General features: G+C 69.7%; 19 protein-coding genes. 5 read left to right on the top strand and 14 right to left on the bottom strand.

Annotation, left to right across the window (positions count from 1 at the left end; translation table 11 throughout):
- Positions 1-212: 212 nt before the first annotated feature.
- The 3 genes from CFB89_RS06100 to gloB form a co-directional block, all read right to left on the bottom strand.
- Entirely contained in the window at positions 213-1,502 is a 1,290-nt protein-coding gene (locus CFB89_RS06100) for a nitrate/nitrite transporter (protein ID WP_089467127.1), read from the bottom strand.
- Positions 1,503-1,590: 88 nt separating this feature from the next.
- Positions 1,591-3,174, bottom strand: coding sequence for a transglycosylase SLT domain-containing protein (locus tag CFB89_RS06095; RefSeq protein ID WP_089467126.1), 1,584 nt, complete (start codon positions 3,172-3,174; stop codon positions 1,591-1,593).
- A 151-nt stretch (positions 3,175-3,325) separates the two neighbouring features.
- On the bottom strand, positions 3,326-4,147 hold the full coding sequence (gloB, locus tag CFB89_RS06090) for a hydroxyacylglutathione hydrolase (protein ID WP_089467125.1): 822 nt from the start codon (positions 4,145-4,147) through the stop codon (positions 3,326-3,328).
- An 18-nt stretch (positions 4,148-4,165) separates the two neighbouring features.
- Here gloB and CFB89_RS06085 point away from each other — a divergent pair, with 18 nt between their 5' ends.
- From CFB89_RS06085 to dnaQ, 3 genes are read left to right on the top strand one after another with little or no spacing between them, the layout of a single operon-like run.
- Entirely contained in the window at positions 4,166-4,978 is an 813-nt protein-coding gene (locus CFB89_RS06085) for a class I SAM-dependent methyltransferase (RefSeq protein ID WP_089467124.1), read from the top strand.
- Positions 4,975-5,418, top strand: coding sequence for a ribonuclease HI (gene rnhA / locus CFB89_RS06080; RefSeq protein ID WP_089467123.1), 444 nt, complete (start codon positions 4,975-4,977; stop codon positions 5,416-5,418). Before CFB89_RS06085 ends, rnhA begins: the two co-directional genes overlap by 4 nt.
- Before the next feature lie 40 nt (positions 5,419-5,458).
- Positions 5,459-6,193, top strand: coding sequence for a DNA polymerase III subunit epsilon (dnaQ, locus tag CFB89_RS06075; protein ID WP_089467122.1), 735 nt, complete (start codon positions 5,459-5,461; stop codon positions 6,191-6,193).
- A 27-nt stretch (positions 6,194-6,220) separates the two neighbouring features.
- Here dnaQ and CFB89_RS06070 read toward each other — a convergent pair whose 3' ends face one another.
- Complete coding sequence (locus CFB89_RS06070) at positions 6,221-6,553, bottom strand: YnfA family protein (RefSeq protein ID WP_089467922.1); 333 nt, start codon at positions 6,551-6,553, stop codon at positions 6,221-6,223.
- Positions 6,554-7,091: 538 nt separating this feature from the next.
- Between CFB89_RS06070 and proP the strand changes: the two genes are divergently transcribed.
- The gene (gene proP / locus CFB89_RS06060) at positions 7,092-8,582 is read left to right on the top strand and encodes a glycine betaine/L-proline transporter ProP (protein ID WP_089467121.1); all 1,491 of its coding nucleotides are present in this window, start codon (positions 7,092-7,094) and stop codon (positions 8,580-8,582) included.
- Positions 8,583-8,689: 107 nt separating this feature from the next.
- Here the strand turns inward: proP and CFB89_RS06055 are convergent, their stop codons facing one another.
- The gene (locus tag CFB89_RS06055) at positions 8,690-8,896 is read right to left on the bottom strand and encodes a hypothetical protein (RefSeq protein ID WP_089467120.1); all 207 of its coding nucleotides are present in this window, start codon (positions 8,894-8,896) and stop codon (positions 8,690-8,692) included.
- Positions 8,897-9,055: 159 nt separating this feature from the next.
- Positions 9,056-9,685, bottom strand: coding sequence for a glutathione S-transferase family protein (locus tag CFB89_RS06050; RefSeq protein WP_089467119.1), 630 nt, complete (start codon positions 9,683-9,685; stop codon positions 9,056-9,058).
- A gap of 161 nt (positions 9,686-9,846) precedes the next feature.
- Here CFB89_RS06050 and CFB89_RS06045 point away from each other — a divergent pair, with 161 nt between their 5' ends.
- Complete coding sequence (locus CFB89_RS06045) at positions 9,847-11,064, top strand: polyhydroxyalkanoate depolymerase (protein ID WP_089467118.1); 1,218 nt, start codon at positions 9,847-9,849, stop codon at positions 11,062-11,064.
- A 7-nt stretch (positions 11,065-11,071) separates the two neighbouring features.
- Here the strand turns inward: CFB89_RS06045 and CFB89_RS06040 are convergent, their stop codons facing one another.
- The 8 genes from CFB89_RS06040 to mdcC form a co-directional block, all read right to left on the bottom strand.
- Entirely contained in the window at positions 11,072-11,719 is a 648-nt protein-coding gene (locus tag CFB89_RS06040) for a phosphoribosyltransferase (protein WP_089467921.1), read from the bottom strand.
- 126 nt (positions 11,720-11,845) lie between these two features.
- Entirely contained in the window at positions 11,846-12,367 is a 522-nt protein-coding gene (locus CFB89_RS06035; RefSeq protein WP_089467117.1) for a phospholipase D-like domain-containing protein, read from the bottom strand.
- A gap of 117 nt (positions 12,368-12,484) precedes the next feature.
- On the bottom strand, positions 12,485-13,417 hold the full coding sequence (locus tag CFB89_RS06030; protein WP_089467116.1) for an acyltransferase domain-containing protein: 933 nt from the start codon (positions 13,415-13,417) through the stop codon (positions 12,485-12,487).
- Positions 13,414-14,280, bottom strand: a complete 867-nt coding sequence (mdcB, locus tag CFB89_RS06025) for a triphosphoribosyl-dephospho-CoA synthase MdcB (RefSeq protein WP_089467115.1) — start codon at positions 14,278-14,280, stop codon at positions 13,414-13,416. The genes CFB89_RS06030 and mdcB overlap by 4 nt, the downstream gene beginning before the upstream one ends.
- Positions 14,277-14,945, bottom strand: coding sequence for a malonate decarboxylase holo-[acyl-carrier-protein] synthase (gene mdcG, locus CFB89_RS06020; RefSeq protein WP_089467920.1), 669 nt, complete (start codon positions 14,943-14,945; stop codon positions 14,277-14,279). The genes mdcB and mdcG overlap by 4 nt, the downstream gene beginning before the upstream one ends.
- A complete protein-coding gene (gene mdcE / locus CFB89_RS06015) occupies positions 14,932-15,639 on the bottom strand; it encodes a biotin-independent malonate decarboxylase subunit gamma (RefSeq protein ID WP_089467114.1) in 708 nt (235 codons plus the stop codon). Before mdcE ends, mdcG begins: the two co-directional genes overlap by 14 nt.
- Positions 15,626-16,567: a biotin-independent malonate decarboxylase subunit beta gene (locus CFB89_RS06010; protein WP_089467113.1), complete on the bottom strand. Its 942-nt coding sequence runs from the start codon at positions 16,565-16,567 to the stop codon at positions 15,626-15,628. The genes mdcE and CFB89_RS06010 overlap by 14 nt, the downstream gene beginning before the upstream one ends.
- The gene (gene mdcC, locus CFB89_RS06005) at positions 16,564-16,878 is read right to left on the bottom strand and encodes a malonate decarboxylase acyl carrier protein (RefSeq protein WP_006485317.1); all 315 of its coding nucleotides are present in this window, start codon (positions 16,876-16,878) and stop codon (positions 16,564-16,566) included. Before mdcC ends, CFB89_RS06010 begins: the two co-directional genes overlap by 4 nt.
- Positions 16,879-16,888: the final 10 nt, after the last annotated feature.

Raw genomic sequence — 16,888 nt, 5'->3', positions numbered from 1 at the left:
CCGGCAGGCGGCGTGCGGCGGATGAACGGGATGAATGAGGTAGGCGCTAGGGTGCGAGGTTGATCAGCACAAACTTTCAAATTATAGCCCGAAAATGGCCCTATCTTCAATGGATATGGCCGTCCGATCGTGCGCGCACCGCGTTCGGCGGCGCAGCGCGCCGTGCTGCGGCCCCGTTTTCGCGACCGCCTGCCCACCAGCGTACCGCCGGATCAGTGCGCTTGGCCAGCGCCGCCGCGGCGCGCGGGCCACACGTACCAGACCGCGCTCGCCAGTTGCAGCACGAGCAGCACGCCCCACGCGGTGAAATGCGCGGCGGCCGGATAACGGCCGTCGACCGCCGGCCAGTGCGACAGCACCGCGCCGACGCCGATCTGGAACGCGAAGATCAGCAGGAAGATCACGAGCGTGAGCGTCGTGTTCGCGCGGCCGATCAGATGGGCGGGAAAGTGGCCGGCCATTACCGCGTAGGTCAGGATGCCCACGCCGCCGAACATCCCGTACGCGGCCCACAGCACGGCCGGCGGCAACGGCACGCGCGCGACAATCGCGAGTTGCGTCGCGACGAACAGCGCCATACCGATGCCGCAAGTCGCGTAGACCGATACACCGCGCCGCTCGAGCACGCGCGCCGCCGCGCCGAAGCCGACGCAACCGGCCATCATCGCGAAACCGAGCACCGACACGAGGCGTGCGGCATGCGGCGCGTCGAACCCGCCGACGTCGCGCAGATACGGCCCCACCCACAACGACTGCATCGCGTAAAACACGCCCTGCGTGACGACGGAAAACGACGCGATCTTCCAGAACGCGCGGCTCGTCAGGATGTGCCACGTGCCCTTGAACTGGCTGACGAGGCCGCCCTGGTGGCGCGCCTGTTGCGCGTCGGGCGCCCCGAAGCCGATCGAGGCCGCGACGACTACCGTCAGCACCGCGAGGCCGAAACAGATCGCGCGCCAGCTCGCCCAGCCGAGCAGCCAGGTCAGCGGCGAGCCGACCATCACGCCGCCGAGGCCGCCCACGGCCATCACCAAACCGTTCACGAGCGGCAGCCGGCCAACCGGGAAATGCTGCGCGAGCGCCTTGAACGCCGCACCGAGACACACCGATACGCCGACGCCGATCAGCAGCCGGCCGACCATCATCGTGCCGATGCCGTGCGCCGCGCCGAACACGGCCGCGCCGGCCGCCGCGAACAGCAGCATGCCGGCCGTCACGCGGCGCGGGCCGAAGTGGTCGAGCATCACGCCGGCCGGAATCTGCGCGCCCGCGAAGCCGAGGAAATAGAGGCTGGTGAGCAGGCCGAGATCGGCGGCCGACAGCCCGAGCTCGTGCGTGACGAACGGCGCGAAGCCCAGATTGACGCCGCGAAACACGTACGACACGAAATACCCGACCGAAAACAGCGCAAGCGCCCTCACCTGCATCGACGACATCGCCTCTCCTTGTTGGATGAAGACGCGCGACGCAGCGCCGCCGCGCACAAACGAAAACGCCGTCACCTCGGTGACGGCGTTTCGTCGAATTCGTCGGATGATAGCGCAATCGTGCGAGCCTCACCGGCCGCTGCGCCGCGCGCGACGGCCGCGCTTACTTCTTCTTGCCCTTGTGCGCGACGGTCTTGGCCGGCGCGGCTTTCGCGGGAGCGGCCTTCGCCGACTTCGCCGACTTCACCGACGACTTGACGGTGCCACGCTTGCCGCCATGCGACTTGCCGCCCACCGCCAGGCTCGCGCGCTCGATGTGCGCACCGGCGGCCGACGTCGCGATCCGCTCCGGACCGGGTTCCGCCGGCACCGAACGGCCGACCGGAACGTGCAGCACGAGCGCCTGGCCCGGCATCACGAGATCGCGGTGCGTCCGGTTCCATGCCTTCAACTGGCCGACCGACACGCCGTAGCGGCCGGCGAGCGCCGCCATCGACTGCTTGCGACGCACGCGGATCAGCATCTTGCGCGTATCGGGAACGTCCGGCTCCATCGCGAGCGCGCCGTTTTCGGCGACGTCCGCGCTGATGTCCTCGTCGTCGTCATTGCCGCGCGGCACGACGATCGTCGAGCCCGGTTTCAGGCGCATGCCGGCCGGAATCTTGTTGACCGACATCAGCGTATCGGCGTCGACGCCGATCTTCTCGGCGATCGCAGCCGGGCGTGCCCGCTCGCTGACCGTATAGGTGGTCCAGGACGACAGCTGGCCGCTATACGACTTCAGGCCCTTCTCGAACGCGGACGCGTTGTCGAACGGCAGCAGGATCTGCGGCTCGGTCGCGCCGAGGATCACGGGCTTCGAGAACGACGGGTTCAGCGAGCGGAATTCGTCGAGCGGCAGATTCGCGAGCTTCGCGGCCACCGCCACGTCGATGTCGCGCGACGTCGTGACCGTCACGAAATACGGGTGGTTCGGAATATCCGGCAGCGTCAGGCCATACTGCTGCGGGCTCGCGATGATGTTCTTCACCGCCTGCAGCTTCGGCACGTAGTTGCGCGTCTCGTTCGGCATGCGCAGGCTCTGGTAGTCGGTCGGCAGGCCGGCCGCCTGGTTGCGCGCGATCGCGCGCTGCACGTTGCCCTCGCCCCAGTTGTACGCGGCCAGCGCCAGATACCAGTCGCCGAACATGTCGTGCAGGCGGGACAGGTAGTCGAGCGCGGCGCTCGTTGAAGCGAGCACGTCGCGGCGCTCGTCCTGCCACATGTTGCGCTTCAGGTTATAGGTGCGGCCGGTGCCGGGCATGAACTGCCACATGCCGGCCGCCTTCGCGACCGACAGCGCCTGCGGGTTGTACGCGGACTCGATGAACGGCAGCAGCGCGAGCTCGGTCGGCATGTGACGCGCCTCGAGCTCTTCGACGATGTGGTACAGATACTTCTGCGAGCGCTCGGTCATGCGCTGCACGTAATCGGGCCGCTGCGTGTACCAGGTCGTCTGCATGTCGACCAGATCGCTCTGCAGGTCGGGCATCTGGAAGCCGCGGCGGATGCGCGCCCAGAGATCGGAGTCCGCGGTGGTCAGGTCGCCGACGGACTGCTTGTCGACGTCGACGGTTTCTTTGGCGGTGGCTGATTTACGGAGGTAGTTGGACGCCGCCTGCGAATCGGCGGCGTTGTTGGCGACAGGGGGCTGGCTCGCACAAGCGGCGAGTAGCAGCACCACCATCGCACTCAATATAAGTCGCATGAAAATCTCTGCTTCCGACGGCTGGAAATTGCAGGCGATACTACGGAAGTGCGTGCTTCACGTCAATAAAAACACCGAAAACTCAGCGAAATCCTACATTTGGAGCAATTTTTACAGACACCGCTTGAGCTTCGGAATCCTCCGGAAAACGTCATCGGAACCGGTTTTTCCATTCGCGCATCAGCGTGAACGCGGCCAGACGATCCGTCACCGTTTCGTGCAGCTCGGCCGCGAGCGTCGCGTGGATCGCCGCGCTGTCGGCCCGCATGAACGGGTTGACGGCACGCTCGTGCGCGATCGTCGTGGGCAGCGTCGGCACGCCGCGCGCACGCAGCGCCTGCGCGTCGTCGCGCCACGCGGCGAGCGCCGCATTGCCCGGCTCGCACGCGAGCGCGAAGCGGATGTTCGACAGCGTGTATTCGTGCGCGCAATGCACGCGCGTGTCGCCCGGCAGCGCCGCGAGCGCGTCGAGCGACGCGAGCATCTGCGCGGGCGTGCCCTCGAACAGGCGGCCGCAGCCGCACGAGAACAGCGTGTCGCCGCAGAACACGTGCGGCGCCGCGTTGCCCTGCCCGGCCGCGCGTTCGCTGGCCGCCTGAAAGTAAGCAATGTGGCCGCGCGTATGGCCCGGCACGTCGAGCACGTCGAACGCGACGGCCGGCGCGTCGAGCGTCACGCGATCGCCGCCCGCAAGCGGTCGCGTGACCACGTCGATCGCTTCGGCCGCGGGGCCGTAAACGGGCAGCGGCGCATCGTCCGGTTGGCTATTACGCAGCGCCTCGACACCGCCGACGTGGTCGGCGTGGTGGTGCGTGAGTAAAATAGCGGTCAACCGCCAGCCTCGTTCGGCAAGAACCCGGCGTACGGGCGCGGCTTCACCCGGATCGACGGCGATCGCATCGCGGCCGTCCGAGACGAGCCAGATATAGTTGTCTTCGAATGCCGGAACCGGCACGTATTCCAGCTCGTTCATGGGCGCGCAATCATCGTTATGTCTGACCGTCAAATTATAGACTGGGCCGCCTGGACCGACTCGCCGCCCGGCCGTTACGTGCTGGGCTGGGAACAGGCGCAGCTCGACCGGATCGTGTCCGACGTCTTCGGATTCCACGCGCTGCAGCTCGGCCTGCCGCAGCTCGACGCGCTGCGCGAGAACCGCATGCCGTATCGCGGCCTCGTGCTCGACCCGGCGAGCGGCGCGAGCGCGCCGTATCAGTATCCGTGGGCACGCGAAGCGCACGCGGCGGGCCACGCGCCCGCCGATCGCAGCACGACCTGGTGCGACCTGCTCGACCTGCCGTTCGAATCGCAGAGCGTCGACCTCATCGTGATGCCGCACACGCTCGAATTCACGTCCGACCCGCACCGCCTGCTGCGCGAGGCCGAGCGCGTGCTGATGCCGGAAGGCCAGCTCGTGATCACCGGCTTCAACTCGCTGAGCCTGTGGGGCATGCGGCAGTCGTTCGGGCGCATGGCGAACCGCCCGTTCGTGCCGGCCACGCGCGACCAGATCGCGTTCATCCGGCTCAAGGACTGGATCAAGCTGCTCGGTTTCGACCTCGAACGCGGCCGCTTCGGCTGCTACCGGCCGCCGCTCGCCACCGACCAGTGGCTGGCCCGCTACGGCTTCATGGAGGCCGCCGGCGACCGCTGGTGGCCGATTTTCGGCGCCGTCTACATGGTGACGGCCGTCAAGCGCGTGCGCGGCATGCGCCTCGTCGGTCCGATCAAGATGAAGAAGCCCGTGCTCGCACCGGGCCTGACGCCGGCAGCCTCCCCGACCACTCACCAAGAACGTTCATGACAACCGACACCATCGACATCTATACCGACGGCGCCTGCAAGGGCAACCCCGGCCCGGGCGGCTGGGGCGCGCTGCTGCGCTACGGCAATCAAGAAAAGGAACTGTTCGGCGGCGAGCCGAACACGACCAACAACCGCATGGAGCTGATGGGGGTGATCGCCGCGCTCGAAGCGCTGAAGCGGCCGTGCCGCGCGATCGTGCATACCGACTCGCAATACGTGCAGAAAGGCATCAGCGAGTGGATCCACGGATGGAAGAAGAAAGGCTGGGTCACCGCGGCGAAGACGCCGGTGAAGAACGCCGACCTGTGGAAGCGGCTCGACGCGCTCGTCGTGCAGCACGAGATCGAATGGCGGTGGGTCAAGGGCCATGCAGGCCATCCCGAAAACGAGCGCGCGGACGCGCTCGCGAACCGCGGCGTCGAATCGCTGGCCGCCTGAACACCGGCCGCCCTCCCCCGTTTTTCTTGCTTTTCCCGACATGCGCCAGATCATTCTCGATACCGAAACCACCGGCCTGAACGCCCGCACGGGCGACCGTCTCATCGAAATCGGCTGCGTCGAGCTGCTGAACCGGCGGCTCACCGGCAACAACCTGCACTTCTACGTGAACCCCGAACGCGACAGCGATCCGGGCGCACTGGCGGTGCACGGCCTCACGACCGAATTCCTGAGCGACAAGCCGAAATTCGCGGAAGTCGCCCACCAGATCCTCGATTTCGTGAAGGACGCCGAGCTGATCATCCACAACGCGCCGTTCGACCTGGGCTTTCTCGACGCCGAATTCGCGCGGCTCGGCCTGCCGCCGTTCACCGAGCATTGCGGCGGCGTGATCGACACGCTGGTGCAGGCCAAGCAGATGTTCCCGGGCAAGCGCAATTCGCTCGATGCGCTCTGCGACCGTTTCGGCATCAGCAACGCGCACCGCACGCTGCACGGCGCACTGCTCGACTCGGAGCTGCTCGCCGAGGTGTATCTCGCGATGACGCGCGGCCAGGACAGCCTCGTGATCGACATGCTCGACGACGCGGGCGTCGGCGGCGGCGCGGCGAATGGCCAGCGCGTGTCGCTCGCCGCGCTCGACCTCGCCGTGGTGATCGCGAGCGACGACGAGCTTGCCGCGCATCAGGCTCAGCTCGACGAGCTCGACAAGTCGGTCAAGGGCACCTGCGTGTGGCGCCAGTCCGCCGACACGGATACCGCCGAAGCAGCCTGACGCACGCGGCCCGCGCCGCGGCCGCGCCTATGCGCGCGGCTGCAGCGCGATGACGGCCATCCCGCCGAGCGCGAGCATCGCGCCGGCCATGTCCCAGCGGCTCAGCGCGACGCCGTCGACCACCCGCAGCCAGATCAGCGCCACCGCGATGTACATGCCGCCGTACGCGGCATACGTGCGCCCCGCCGCGCTCGGATGCAGCGTCAGCAGCCACGCGAACAGCCCAAGCGACAGCGCTGCCGGCACCAGCAGCCAGGCCGGTCGCCCGGCCTTCAGCACGAGCCACGGCAGGTAGCAGCCGACGATTTCGGCCAGCGCGGTAGCGGCGAACAGCGCCGCGATCCTCATCAGTTCGGTCATCCAGTTCCTCGCGAATTCAGCCCCGCGGCGGCGGCCGGCACGGCCGCGCCGCGCGCCGCCGATCATACCGGAGCGGGCCGCGACGGATGCCCCGCCAGACGGGCGACTCCGGGCAATTTGCACGATCGTCAGTCATCGTGCTATCATGTCGCCTGTTTCAACATTCAATCTCTGTCTTTTCGATTTTGAGAGAAGTCCGTCCGCGCGTTGCGGGCCGGTGCCTCGATCGAAATTGCATCCACAGGAAAGCCCGCCCGACAGGCCCGCTTTTCTCGTTTCGTTGCCCCTCCGGGGCGTTGCCGGAACGCCGGACCCATCGTCCGCACCGGCATCCGCCGCTTGCATCACGCGGCCCATTCTTCATGAGCGCACTGTCGCGACGGCCCATCGGGCCCGCGTCGAAGCAGCCCCTTGGCCCTTTGCTGCCCTGCGTGCAGCAAGTGCTTAAAGGCCTGCCCCGACGCGCAGCACACGACACCGCGCTCGCCGGCAAACCGTGTCGGACGGCCCGCCCGTTCCGGCGCTGTCAAAGGAGTGCATGACCTTGACCGCAACACACGTCAGCCCGACCGCTGTCTCTTCCCCCGCTTCGTCGTCCGGCGAAGCCCCGCTCGCCGCGGACGACATCACCGTCGTCGACCAGAGCCTGCTCAAGCGCGCCGTCAGCGCGATGGCCATCGGCAATGCGATGGAATGGTTCGACTTCGGCGTCTACAGCTATATCGCCGTCACGCTCGGCAAGGTGTTCTTCCCGTCCAGCAGCCCGTCCGCGCAGTTGCTCGCCACCTTCGGCACGTTCGCGGCCGCGTTCCTCGTGCGCCCGCTCGGCGGCATGGTGTTCGGCCCGCTCGGCGACCGCATCGGCCGCCAGCGCGTGCTCGCCGCCACCATGATCATGATGGCCGTCGGCACCTTCGCGATCGGCCTGATCCCGAGCTACGCGTCGATCGGCATCATGGCCCCGATCCTGCTGCTCGTCGCCCGCCTCGTGCAGGGCTTCTCGACCGGCGGCGAATACGGCGGCGCCGCCACCTTCATCGCCGAGTTCTCGACCGACAAGCGCCGCGGCTTCATGGGCAGCTTCCTCGAGTTCGGCACGCTGATCGGCTATGTGCTGGGCGCGGGCGTCGTCGCGCTGCTCACCGCGTCGCTGTCGCAGGAGGCGCTGCTGTCGTGGGGCTGGCGCGTGCCGTTCCTGATCGCCGGGCCGCTCGGCCTGATCGGTCTCTACATCCGGATGAAGCTCGAGGAAACGCCCGCGTTCAAGCGCCAGGCCGAAGCGCGCGAAGCGCAGGACAAGGCCGTGCCGAAGACGCGCTTCCGCGAAACGCTGATGCGTAACTGGCGTGCGCTGCTGCTGTGCGTCGGCCTCGTGCTGATCTTCAACGTGACCGACTACATGGTGCTGTCGTACCTGCCGAGCTTCATGTCGTCGACGCTGCACTTCGACGAATCGCACAGCCTCGTGCTGGTGCTGCTCGTGATGGTGCTGATGATGCCGATGACGCTGTACGCCGGCCGCCTGTCGGACAAGGTCGGCCGCAAGCCGGTGATGCTCGCCGGCTGCGTGGGCCTGCTGGTGCTGTCGATCCCGTCGCTGATGCTGATCCACACGGGCACCACGGCATCGGTGTTCGGCGGCCTGCTGATCCTCGGCGTGCTGCTGTCGTGCTTCACCGGCGTGATGCCGTCGGCGCTGCCCGCGCTGTTCCCGACCGAGATCCGTTACGGCGCGCTCGCGATCGGCTTCAACGTGTCGGTGTCGCTGTTCGGCGGCACGACGCCGCTGGTGACCGCGTGGCTCGTCGACGTGACGCACAACCTGATGATGCCCGCGTACTACATGATGGGCGCCGCGCTGATCGGCATCGTGTCGGTCGTCGCGCTCGCCGAAACCGCGCGCCAGCCGCTGAAGGGCTCGCCGCCGGCCGTCGCGACGCGCCGCGAAGCGCACCAGCTCGCGCGCCAGTTGCGCGACGAGGACGACGAATCGGAAATCTACGGCGTCGCGACGCCCGCACGCGCGTGAGCGTCGCCCAATGAAAAAGCCCCGGCCGAAGCCGGGGCCCGATCGAACCCGATCCGCCCGACCGGCTTGCGCCGGCCGGGCTTTTTTCATTCAGTCGGCGTGCGCATTCATGCGTGCGCTTCGCAGTGACGGCAGAAAATCAGCGCGCGTGACCGCGACACGGCCGCCTGCGCACCGCGCGCCGCGACGATCATCCCGACCTGGCCGAGATTGAAATCGCGCTCGACCATCAGCTGCGTGAGCCCGGCAAGCGCCAACACGACGGACGGGTGGTACAGGCTCGATTCAATCAGGGCTTTCATCGTCGGCTCCATCTGGCAATGCGTGATTTGATGGAGTGGATTCTAGGGATCGGTCGCCGCCGGATAAACAGCGCGAATGCGAAGTCACTTGTCAGCGGCCGAGAACAATCGGCGGCGGCTTGCCGGACAACGGCGAGCGGCGTGCGACAGCCCGGCGGGCCGCTTCACAAGCTAGGCGAGCGGCGTGTCGACGAAGGCCGGCAGCGCTTCCGCTCGCGCGGAATGCGCGGCGAGCGCCGGATAACGGGCCGGATCGATCCGCGCGAGCACCGGGTAATTGGCCGCCATGAACTGCGTGAAGCGCCACGCCACCGCGACCGTCACGTCCGACTGCAGCAGTCGCGCGCCGCCGAACCAGCCGTTGGTGGCCGCGACCAGCGGCTCCAGTGCACCGTATGCACCTTCGAGCTGGCTCAGCACGCGTTCGATCCACGGTTCGTGCTGCTTGTCCGATGGCCGCAACGCCTGCTCGTAGACGACCTGCACGGTTTTCTCGGCGGCGGCCAGCGCGAAGCCGATCGGCACCAGCGCGCGCAGCCGGGCCTCGACGGCGTCGGGCAGCAGGCGCCGCTCCGGCGCGGCCAGGTGGTCGAGATAGTCGACGATCAGCGACGAATCGAGCAGCGTCGCGCCGCCGTCGGTCACGAGCGTCGGCGCCTTGACGACGGGATTGACCCGCCTGAACTGGTCGATATGACGAAATACCGAGATCGACTCGTGTTCGAACGGCAGGTCGAGCAGCTTCGCCGAAATGGCGACGCGGCGCACGAACGGGGAATCCAGCATGCCGATCAGCTTCATCGCGAACGCTCCGCTTACGAGGATGGGGCCGATGACTGTAGCAGCGTCGCGCGGCAGCGCCTAGCGCTTGACGCGCATCAGCCAGCCGCGCATCGGGCTCGCACTGCCCGCCCCCTGCGACCATAATGCAGGTTCACGCTCCTTCCGTCCCAGGGTCCGCCATGTGGTATGCCGTCGTCGAGCAGCAGCGGGAATGGATGCGCGCGTGGCGCGCGGCGACGCGATATGCGTTCGACGCATGGCCGGCGGCGTCGCTGCCGCATGCCGCGTCGTCGTGCTACGACGACCTGTTCGAACCGCTGCTCGGCCCGCAGGCCGCGCCGCCGGGCTTCGACCTCGCGTGGCCCGACGTCGGCGAGCAGGTCGTCGCGCACACGCCGTTTTGCGACTTGCGGCGCTTCGCGCGCGCCGACGCGCGCCGCATGGTGCTGCTATGCGCGCCGCTCGTCGGGCACGCGGCCGTGATGATGCGGGAAACCGCCGAAACGCTGCTCGCCGACGGCGACGTCTGCGTGACCGACTGGCGCAATGCGCGCGACGTGCCGCTCGCGGCCGGCCGTTTCGGGCTCGACGAATACGTCGCGATGCTCGACGGCTTCGTCGGCACTCTCCAGCACGACGATCGGCCACTGCACGTCGTCGCCGTGTGCCAGGCGACCGTGCCGGCGCTCGGCGCCCTGGCGTTGCGGGCTGCGCGCGGCCTCGCGCCGCCCGCGAGCATCACGCTGATCGGCGGCCCGCTCGATGCGCGGCTGAACCAGAGCGCGCTCGGCGTCGCCGCGGCCGCCCATTCGCTCGACTGGTGCCGGCGCCATCTGATCGACGTCGTGCCGCCCGGCTTCGCGGGACACGGCCGCCATGTGTTCCCGACGTATCTACAGCAGGGCGAGATCGCCCTCCTGTATCCGCAACGCTTCCTGACGCTGATCGAGACCTATGCGCTGGCCGCTTCCCGCTTCGACATGGCCGGGCTCGCCGATGCACGGCGGGCGCTGCGTGAATACACCGCGCTGCTCGACATGCCGGCCGACTATTTTCTCGACACGGTCGACGTCGTGTTCCAGCGCATGTTGCTCGCGACCGGCGCGTGGCACGTGCGCGGCCGGCGCGTCGAACCGGCCGCGCTGCGCGACGTCGCGCTGCTGACCGTCGAAGGCGCCCGCGACGCGGTCACGGGCGCCGGCCAGACGCATGCGGCGCTCGACCTGTGCAGCGGCCTCCCTGCCGATGCGCGCCATCGCGTCGACGTCGACGATTGCGATCACTACGGGCTGTTTACGGGGCCACGCTGGCACGGCAACGTCCATCCGGCGATGCAGCGCGTGTTCGCGCAGGCGGAAGCCGGCCGACCGCGCCCGCGCCGGAACCGTCGGACGTGACGACGGATCAGGCGCGCGCCGCGTCGAGCAGCGCGCGCACCTCGTCGTCGCTCGTCTGCTCGAAGCGCGCGTAGAACTGGCTGATTCCGAACAACCGCGCCGGCTGCGACACCGCGACGAACGCATCGGCCAGGCCGTCGAACGCATGCGCCGCACCCGCCGGCGCGACCGGCGCCGCCGCGACGAGGCGCGCCGGGTGGCGCTCGCGCAGCGCCTGCAGCGCGACGCGCATCGACGCGCCGGTCGCGACACCGTCGTCGACGACGATCGCGATGCGTCCGTCCACCGCCAGCGGCGGCGCCGCGCCGCGGTACAGCGCCTCGCGGCGCTGCAGTTCGGCGGTCTCGCGCGCGATCACGTCGGCGAGTTGCGCATCCGATACGCCCATCGCGCGGATCACCGAACGCTGCAGATGAATCGCGCCGCCCGTCGCGATCGCGCCCATCGCGAGCTCGGGGTCGAACGGCACGCCGAGCTTGCGCACGACCAGCACGTCGAGCGGCGCGCGCAGCGCGCACGCGACCGGATACGCGACAGGCACGCCGCCGCGCGGCAGCGCGAGCACGACGACATCGGTTCGCCCCGCGTATTCGCGCAACGCGTCGGCCAACTGGCGGCCGGCATCGGCGCGATCGGCAAAACTGCTTTCGGTCACGATCGGCTCCCTGCCGTTGCGCCGAGTGCGCGCGAGCCGCGCTGGCGCCATGTCAACGAGCATGGTTCATCGGTCGCGCCGATGCAAGCAGGGTCATACCGGCGCGCGACGCGCCGCGGGAAAGGATCAGAGGCCGGCGGCCTGCCGATACAGCCGCCAGAACGACTGCGCGTAGGACTGCGCGAGTTCGGGCGCGCGCCGGAACACGTTCACCGTGTCGGCGTGCTCGGCCGCGCCGTCGGACAGCGTCGTCAGCGCGACGCTGTCGTCGACGATCATGAAGCGCGACGCGGGGCCGCCGTGCCGCGAATCGATCGCGACGTCGACACCGGCGGATTTCAGATAGCCGGCGCCGCTGGTCCGGCCCGCACGCGGCGAACGCACGAGCACGACGCGCACCTCGATCCCGCGCGCACGGGCCGCCCTCAGCGCGTTCGCGACCGCCGGCGGCACTTGCGTATAGCCGGCCAGCAGCACGCGGCGCTGCGCCTGTTCGATCAGATCGACGGTCGCGTCGACCGCCGCGTTGTCATACGAAAAGTACGTGCCGACCGATGCGGCATCGGACGGAATCTGGCTGGCGTGGGCGCTCGTCGCGCAGAAAAACGCGACGAAAAGGAAGGCGGCTGGTCTCATGGCGGGCGCCATTGTAGCGACGCCATTTCGCGTGACAAGAGGCGGCTGCGACGCTGCTGCGCCGGCGCAACACACAGTGCGGAACAGGTGCCCCGCGACTGTGTTTCAAGCCGGATTTCGACCCGCCGATCAGCCGGCCGCGACGCGCGCGAGCCAGCTCGTCACGCCGTCGACGGAACGGAAATCCGCGACGCTGCGCGCGGGCAGCGCGGGATACGCGCCGCCGGCCATTTCCGCCAGCGCCCGCCCGGGGCCGAGTTCGAGAAACGCGGTCGCGCCGGCCTCAACGCATGCGGCGAGACAGGCCGCCCACTCGACCGGCTCCGCGATCTGCCGCGCGAGCTTGTCGAGGCCCGTATCGACATCGAGCACCGACGCGCCGTCAATGCCCGAGAACAGCCGCGTGCCGGGCAACGGCCGGCGCACGCGCGTCGCGGCCAGCGTCGCGCGGAAAGCCGGCACGGCCGCCGCGAGCCGGCGCGTGTGCGACGCGATCCGCACGCAGACGGGCGCGACACGCAGCGCGCCGGCGCGCGCCGCGTCGTCGGCTACGGCGGCGACATCGGCGTGCCGCCCCGCGACCACGAACGCATCGCCGGGGTTCGCGATCGCGATGGCCGCGTCGCGACCGTCGCACAGCTGCGCCAGTCGCGCCCGCGTCAGGCCGCGCACGAACGCCATCCGCTCGTCGCCGCCGCTCGCGGCATCCATCTCGCGTGCACGCGCATCGGCCAGGTCGAGCGCGTCGTGCGGGTCGATCATCCCCGCGACGCTCCACGAGCCGACCTCGCCGACGCTGTAGCCCGCGACGCAGCGCCGGCGCGGCCACACCGCGTCGAGCAGCGCGGCCGCCGCGAGCGCCTGGACCGTGCAGAGAATCTGCGCGGCGCGGTTTTCCTGCAGCGCGTCGGGCCCGGCCCGCCGGACCCACGTGCGCGGATCGTCGCCGAGCAGCCGGCCCGCGTGCGCGAACAGTGCGTCGGCCTGCGGCGCCGATCCGGTCAGGTCGAACATGTCGGCACGTTGCGCGCCTTGCCCCGAGCACAGGATGGCCAGCGTCATCGCGCACGTCCTTCGGCTTCGAGCGCATCGGCGAACACGCTCATCGCGAGCAGGTCGGCCGCGCCGCCCGGGCTCAGCCGGCGCGCCACGAACGCACGATGCGCAGCTGCCGCGCGCAACCGCCAGCCGCGCGCGCGCACGCCGCCGCGCGCGACGAACGCGCGGGCGGTCGCGCGGGCAAAATCGAGGCCGTCCTGACCGCCCCGATGCAGCAGATTCGTGTCGTCGAGCGCGGCGATCAGCGCGAAGCACGCGTCGATGCGCGCGGCTTCCGGGTCGTCCGGCAGGTCGCGCTGGGCGCGGCGCAGCGCGGGCAGTCCGATCGCATACACGGTCGGGAAGCCGTCGGCCGCCTCGCGACGCGCACCGCCGACACCGTAGCGGCGGCTCGCGCGCTCGCCGTGGCTGTCCGGCAAACGCGGGCCGCCGAGGATCTCGACGCCCCAGCGGCGGGACACGAACGCACCGAGCGTCGTGCCGTCCGGTACGGCACCCGGCATCGCACGCCGGCCGGCGGCCGCGCACAGCAGCCCGAGCCCGAAGATCGCGCCGCGATGCGTATTGACGCCGCCGGTCGCGGCGAGCATCGCATGCTCGGCCCGCAGGCCGATCTTGCGCAGCACGGCCATGTCGGCATCGCGCGCGCCCGCGTCGGCGAGTTCCGCGAAGTACGGGCGCAGCACGGCGGCGCTGCGCGCGAACGTCGTGGCGTCCATGTCCGCGTGACTGCCGGTGTCGACGTGACTGACGAGGCCCGGCTTCGGATAGGTGTCGATCTCGAGCACGAGGCTGCGCTCGGCCAGCGCGGCGATGCGCTCGGCCTCCGACGGCGACGCGACGCGGCAGGCAGCCCCGGCGTTCATTCGGTGCCTCCGATGAATGCATCGACGCGCATCAATTCGACGGTAGTCGCGGTCTTCACCGCGACTTCGGGCAGCCGCGCGTGCAGTTCGCGCCAGTTCGCACCCGCGCCGTCGTCGCGCAGCAGTTCGCCGTCGATACGCATCGGCGCACGTGCGTCGATCGCCGCAAGACCGTCGAGCAGCGGCGCGAGCGACGCGGCGTCCGGCAGCGGGAACACGATGTCGAGATCGGACGACGCGCTCAGGTACGGCTCGCCGGTCAGCGCCTGCCAGGCGAGGCTGCCGAACACGCGGCCCTGCACGCCGCAGCGCGCGCCGAGCGCATCGAGCTCGCGCAGCGGCGCATGCCACGCGGCGGGCGCTACGGCGAGGACGTCCGCCAATGCCGGCAGCGGGCCGACCGTTTCGAGCATGTCGGCGGCCACGTTCAGCGCGATGCGCCGCTTGCCCGCCGAAGGCGGCAGCGGCAGGCCGAGCGGCACGCGGCCGGCAGCGGCTTCATCCGGCGACGCGCGACGCACGATCAGCGGCCAGCCGCGCTCGGCCCATGCGCGTACGAGCGGATCGCCCGCGAGCGCGGGGTCACGGGCGAAGGCCGCGCCCCACCCGGCCGCCGTCAGCGTGACGAGCGTGTGGCGGCGCAGCGGCAGCTCAGCGTGCGGCACGCGCAAGGGCCTCGACGCGGGCGGCCACGTCGGTCGCGACCGGCCGGCCGCGCGCCGCGCGCCGGTCGACGCGCTCGGCCGGCTTGCCGAGCCATTCGCCGACCTGCGCGTCGAGCGCGCGGGACGGATCGAGCACGGCGTCGACGGCGCCCATCTTCACGAGGTTGTCGAGCCCCGGCGCGAACACCGGTGTCGAACGCGCCATCTCCTTCAGCACGTCGATCGGCAGCTTGGTCACGCGCGACATCGACGGCAGGTCCATCACCTCGGGTTCGGCGCCCGGCACCGCGAGCAGCGTGCGCGTCGCGAGCGCGGTCGCGATGAACGCGCCCGCGGCCGTGTGGCCGTACAGCACGCCGACCGTCCGGTGTCCGGCGAGATCCGCGTGCATCAGGCACTTCGCGAGATGCGACAGCCCTTCGTTCAGGCCGAGCAATTCGTCGCGCTTGCTCATCCGCTGGCTGTCGCTGTCGACCAGCACGACGATCGGCGTATCGCCGCCGCGCTCGATCGTGTCAAGCACGCGCGATGCGAGCGTCAGCGCCTCGTCGATGCCGAACGGCAGGCGGTCGGACACACCGATCACGTCGACGCGCGTGCCGGCCAGTTCCGCGTGGCCCGTCAGCAGGCCGCCATTGCGCACAATCGAATGGCCTCGGGGAAACAGCGAGTTCAGTACTTCATCGAGCGTCATGCTGCGGCTCCTGCAGTTGATCGGCGAGCTTCGCGAATGCATCGTCGGGCATGCCGGGAATCGCTTCCGGCTTGTCCGCGCCGAGCACCCGCCAGACGTCGAGCGCATCCTTGCAGCCGCCGAACCGTTCGACCCGCGCTTCGAGACGCGCCTGTTCCGCGCGCAGCCTCGCCGCATCGAACGTCGGCGCGCGGCCGATCAGGTCGAGCGCGGCCGCGCGGAACGCGTCCGGCGTATCGGCCACGTAACGATCGGCACCGCCGATCAGCCGCCGATGCTTACCACCCATCGTGCGCCAGATCAGCGCGCGATCCTTCGAGTCGAATTCCTCGACGCCGCGATTGGTCTCGATCACTTCGGGCCCCGACACGCTGATGCGCCCCTGCTCCGACACCGCGAGCGCCGAACAGCATGCGGCGAGCAAACCGCCGCCGCCGTAGCAGCCCGCGCGCCCGCCGATCAGCCCGATCACCGGCACGCCGGCCGCACGCGCTTCGACGAGCGCCCGCATGATCTCGGCAATCGCGAGCTCGCCGGCGTTCGCTTCCTGCAGCCGCACGCCGCCCGTATCGAACAGGATCAGCACCGGCTTGCCGACCTCGCGCGCGGCGCGCAGCAGCCCGGTGAGCTTCGCGCCGTGCACTTCGCCGAACGCGCCGCCCATGAAGCGGCCTTCCTGCGCGGCGACGAACACCGGCCGGCCGTCGAGCCGCCCGTGGCCGACTACCATCCCGTCGTCGAACTGCCGCGGCAGGCCGAACAGCGGCAGGTGCGGGCTCGTCACGCGCTCGGCCGGCCCGAGGAATTCGCTGAAACTGCCCGCGTCGAGCAGCCCGTCGATGCGTTGCCGCGCCGATGCTTCATACCAGCTCGCCGCGTTCGCGACGAACGCGGGAGCGTCATGGATGTGACGAATGTCGCTCATCATGCGTCTCCCTCGATCGCGCGCACGGCCTGCGCGAGCCGCAGCGACACCATGTCGGGCCGCGCGCCGCCATCGTTGATCGACAGCTTCAGGCCGCCCGGCGTGCGCCGTTCGACGAAATCCGACACGACCGCCTGCCACACCGCGCCGAACCCGACGGCCGCGGTGCGGATGTCGATCTCGCATTCGTTGCCCGGCAGCACGCGCTCGACGAGCACCTCGAGATTGCCGGACGCGACCACGCCGACGAGCGCCGCGGCCTGCTCGCCCTTCGCGCGTTCGCGCGCGGTGAAGCGATAGTTCAACTGTTCCATGCCCTCTTCC

Origin of the sequence: Burkholderia sp. AU16741 (assembly GCF_002223345.1) — a bacterium.
Taxonomy (GTDB): domain Bacteria; phylum Pseudomonadota; class Gammaproteobacteria; order Burkholderiales; family Burkholderiaceae; genus Burkholderia; species Burkholderia sola.
Note: the sequence above shows the minus strand (reverse complement) of the source record. Positions and strands in the feature narration are given on the sequence as shown.

Bases quoted from the DNA above. Each gene is read 5' to 3' on its own strand.
- mdcB (WP_089467115.1), bottom strand. From the start codon at position 14,280: ATGAACGCCGGGGCTGCCTGCCGCGTCGCGTCGCCGTCGGAGGCCGAG.
- CFB89_RS06045 (WP_089467118.1), top strand. From the start codon at position 9,847: ATGTGGTATGCCGTCGTCGAGCAGCAGCGGGAATGGATGCGCGCGTGG.
- dnaQ (WP_089467122.1), top strand. From the start codon at position 5,459: ATGCGCCAGATCATTCTCGATACCGAAACCACCGGCCTGAACGCCCGC.
- CFB89_RS06030 (WP_089467116.1), bottom strand. From the start codon at position 13,417: ATGACGCTGGCCATCCTGTGCTCGGGGCAAGGCGCGCAACGTGCCGAC.
- CFB89_RS06085 (WP_089467124.1), top strand. From the start codon at position 4,166: ATGTCTGACCGTCAAATTATAGACTGGGCCGCCTGGACCGACTCGCCG.
- mdcC (WP_006485317.1), bottom strand. From the start codon at position 16,878: ATGGAACAGTTGAACTATCGCTTCACCGCGCGCGAACGCGCGAAGGGC.
- gloB (WP_089467125.1), bottom strand. From the start codon at position 4,147: ATGAACGAGCTGGAATACGTGCCGGTTCCGGCATTCGAAGACAACTAT.
- rnhA (WP_089467123.1), top strand. From the start codon at position 4,975: ATGACAACCGACACCATCGACATCTATACCGACGGCGCCTGCAAGGGC.
- CFB89_RS06035 (WP_089467117.1), bottom strand. From the start codon at position 12,367: ATGGCGCCCGCCATGAGACCAGCCGCCTTCCTTTTCGTCGCGTTTTTC.
- proP (WP_089467121.1), top strand. From the start codon at position 7,092: ATGACCTTGACCGCAACACACGTCAGCCCGACCGCTGTCTCTTCCCCC.
- CFB89_RS06070 (WP_089467922.1), bottom strand. From the start codon at position 6,553: ATGACCGAACTGATGAGGATCGCGGCGCTGTTCGCCGCTACCGCGCTG.
- mdcE (WP_089467114.1), bottom strand. From the start codon at position 15,639: ATGACGCTCGATGAAGTACTGAACTCGCTGTTTCCCCGAGGCCATTCG.
- CFB89_RS06095 (WP_089467126.1), bottom strand. From the start codon at position 3,174: ATGCGACTTATATTGAGTGCGATGGTGGTGCTGCTACTCGCCGCTTGT.
- CFB89_RS06050 (WP_089467119.1), bottom strand. From the start codon at position 9,685: ATGAAGCTGATCGGCATGCTGGATTCCCCGTTCGTGCGCCGCGTCGCC.
- CFB89_RS06055 (WP_089467120.1), bottom strand. From the start codon at position 8,896: ATGGAGCCGACGATGAAAGCCCTGATTGAATCGAGCCTGTACCACCCG.
- CFB89_RS06010 (WP_089467113.1), bottom strand. From the start codon at position 16,567: ATGATGAGCGACATTCGTCACATCCATGACGCTCCCGCGTTCGTCGCG.